A 2,958-nucleotide genomic window follows, 5' to 3' on the forward strand; every position below is an offset into this window, starting at 1 on the left:
GCCATTCGCCCGGCACGCGGCGGTCAGCGTATTGGCCAGCAGGCAGGCGATCGTCATCGGGCCTACGCCACCGGGTACCGGAGTGATTGCACCTGCGCGTTCGGCCGCGCTGGCATAGTCCACATCACCGACCAGCTTATTCTTGCCGTCACGTTCGATCCGGTTGATGCCCACGTCGATTACGGTCGCGCCTTCCTTGATCCAGTCACCCGGCACCATCTCGGGGCGGCCTACGGCGGCAACGACGATGTCGGCACGGCGTACCACGTCGGGCAGGTCCTTGGTGCGGCTATGCGCGATGGTCACGGTGCAGCTGTCGCCCAGCAGCAGCTGCGCCATCGGCTTGCCCACAATATTCGAGCGGCCAATTACAACAGCATCCATGCCCGACAGAGAGCCATGGTGGTCGCGCAGCATCATCAGGCAGCCCAGCGGCGTGCAGGGCACCATCGATTTCTGACCCGTACCCAGCAGGCCGACATTCGAGATATGGAACCCGTCTACATCTTTCGCCGGATCAATCGAGTTGATCACCAGGTCTTCGTTTAGGTGCTTGGGCAGCGGCAGCTGCACCAGAATACCGTGTACGGCAGGATCGTTGTTCAGCTTGTCGATCAGCGCCAGAAGGTCTTCTTCGGAGGTGTCTGCATCCAGCTTGTGCTCGTATGAGTTCATACCGACTTCAACGGTCATTTTTCCCTTCGAGCGGACATAGACCTGACTGGCCGGATCCTCGCCCACCAGAACCACCGCCAGACCCGGTGTGATGCCGTTTTCTTCCTTCAGTTTCGCAACCTGGTCAGCTACCTGCGCGCGCACTTTGGCGGCAAAGGCCTTACCGTCGATGACTTGAGCTACCATCCTTTGATCCCTTCTTTCAAAAAACGGATCGGGCGCACAAAGCGCCCGGTCATTCAGTCGGGGCCGAGCACGCGTTCTTCGCGCGCAATCGACCAATCAATCAAGGTGCGCCATAGTTTTTCGGCAAGGTCAGGATCCATACCCAGCTCGTCCGAATTCATACGCACTTTTTGCACCACATCCTCGACACGCTCCGGAATACGTGCAGGCAAGCCCTCGCCCGGCTTCAGCGCGGATGCGCGGTCGATGTAACCTGCACGCGCCACCAACATCTCGATCAGCTGCCGATCCAGCTTGTCGATCTGAACCCGCAACTCCCGCATTGAGTGGCAGTCTTTTGGAGGTGTCAGAGTGGGCATGTTTGTCTCCTCATGGCCCGGGAATTCCCCGGACCACGAGATGTCTTATTCGGCGGCTTAGAACAAGCCCTCGATCTCACCTGCGTCATTGAGGCAGATGGTTTCCGCGGCCGGCTTGCGCGGCAGGCCGGGCATGGTCATGATCTCACCGCAGACAACCACGATGAAACCGGCACCGGCGGACAGGCGGACCTCACGCACCGGAACCGAGTGGCCGGTGGGCGCGCCGCGCAGGGTCGGGTCGGTCGAGAACGAATACTGGGTTTTCGCCATGCAGACCGGCAGATTGCCATAGCCTGCCTCTTCCCACTCGCGCAACTGGTTGCGGATCTTATTGTCGGCCAGCACCTCATCCGCGCGGTAGATACGCTTGGCGATGGTTTCGATCTTCTCGAACAGTGGCATGTCGTCAGGGTAGATCGGCGCGAAGTTGGCGCTGCCGCCTTCGACGATCTCGACAACCTTCTCGGCCAGCGGCGCAGAGCCTTCCGAGCCCAGCTCCCAGTGGCGCGACAGAACCGCCTCGACACCGTGCTCGGCGCAGTAGTCGCTGACTGCCTGAACCTCGGCATCGGTGTCGGTGACAAAGTGGTTGATGGCGACAACAACCGGCACACCGAAGGATTTCACGTTTTCGATGTGACGGCCGAGGTTGGCACAGCCCGATTTCACAGCGTCAACGTTTTCCGCACCCAGATCGGCCTTGGCAACGCCGCCGTTCATCTTCATCGCACGCACTGTGGCAACCAGCACCACGGCCGACGGCGCGATGCCCGCCTTGCGGCACTTGATGTTCATGAACTTCTCGGCACCCAGATCAGCACCAAAGCCCGCTTCGGTCACGACATAGTCGGCCACTTTCAGAGCGGTCTTGGTGGCGATGACCGAGTTACAGCCATGCGCGATGTTTGCGAACGGCCCACCGTGAACAAAGGCCGGGTTGTTTTCCAGCGTCTGCACCAGGTTCGGCTGCATCGCGTCCTTCAGCAGCACGGTCATTGCGCCTTCGGCCTTGATATCGCGGCAGTAAACCGGGGTCTTGTCACGGCGGTAAGCGACGATGATGTCGCCCAAACGCTTTTCCAGATCCTTCAGGTCGTTTGCCAGACACAGGATCGCCATGACTTCTGAAGCCACGGTAATGTCAAAGCCAGCTTCGCGCGGGAAGCCGTTCGACACGCCGCCCAGAGACGCCGTGATCTGGCGCAGCGCACGGTCATTCATGTCGACCACACGGCGCCATGCGACGCGGCGGGTGTCGATCTCGCACTCGTTGCCCCAATAGATGTGGTTGTCGATCATTGCCGACAGCAGCGAGTGGGCCGAAGTAATCGCGTGGAAGTCACCCGTGAAGTGCAGGTTCATCTCTTCCATCGGAACAACCTGCGCGTAACCGCCACCCGCAGCGCCGCCCTTCATGCCGAAGTTCGGGCCAAGCGAGGCTTCGCGGATACAGATCATCGCGTTCTTGCCGATGCGGTTCAGTCCGTCGCCCAGACCAACGGTGGTGGTCGTCTTGCCTTCACCCGCAGGGGTCGGGTTGATCGCCGTGACCAGGATCAGCTTGCCATCTTCGCGGTCCTGAACCGAATTGATGAAATCCTGACTGACTTTCGCCTTGTCGTGGCCGTAGGGCAGCAGATCATCACTGGAAATGCCCAGCTTGGCACCGATCTCCTGAATCGGCTTCTTGTTTGCCTCACGGGCAATCTCAATATCGGATTTATAGCTCATTGGG

At 60.0% G+C, this 2,958-nt stretch carries 3 protein-coding genes; all 3 read right to left on the bottom strand.

Annotation, left to right across the window (positions count from 1 at the left end):
• The coding region (folD, locus tag ACR0JR_RS22190; RefSeq protein ID WP_480458195.1) for a bifunctional methylenetetrahydrofolate dehydrogenase/methenyltetrahydrofolate cyclohydrolase FolD at window positions 1-861 on the bottom strand (861 nt) is incomplete at its 3' end.
• 53 nt (window positions 862-914) lie between these two features.
• Window positions 915-1,220, bottom strand: coding sequence for a chorismate mutase (locus ACR0JR_RS22195; protein ID WP_010442824.1), 306 nt, complete (start codon window positions 1,218-1,220; stop codon window positions 915-917).
• Window positions 1,221-1,277: 57 nt separating this feature from the next.
• The gene (locus tag ACR0JR_RS22200; RefSeq protein WP_170782235.1) at window positions 1,278-2,954 is read right to left on the bottom strand and encodes a formate--tetrahydrofolate ligase; all 1,677 of its coding nucleotides are present in this window, start codon (window positions 2,952-2,954) and stop codon (window positions 1,278-1,280) included.
• Between the last annotated feature and the right edge of the window lie 4 nt (window positions 2,955-2,958).

The organism is Ruegeria sp. AA3, assembly GCF_056542905.1.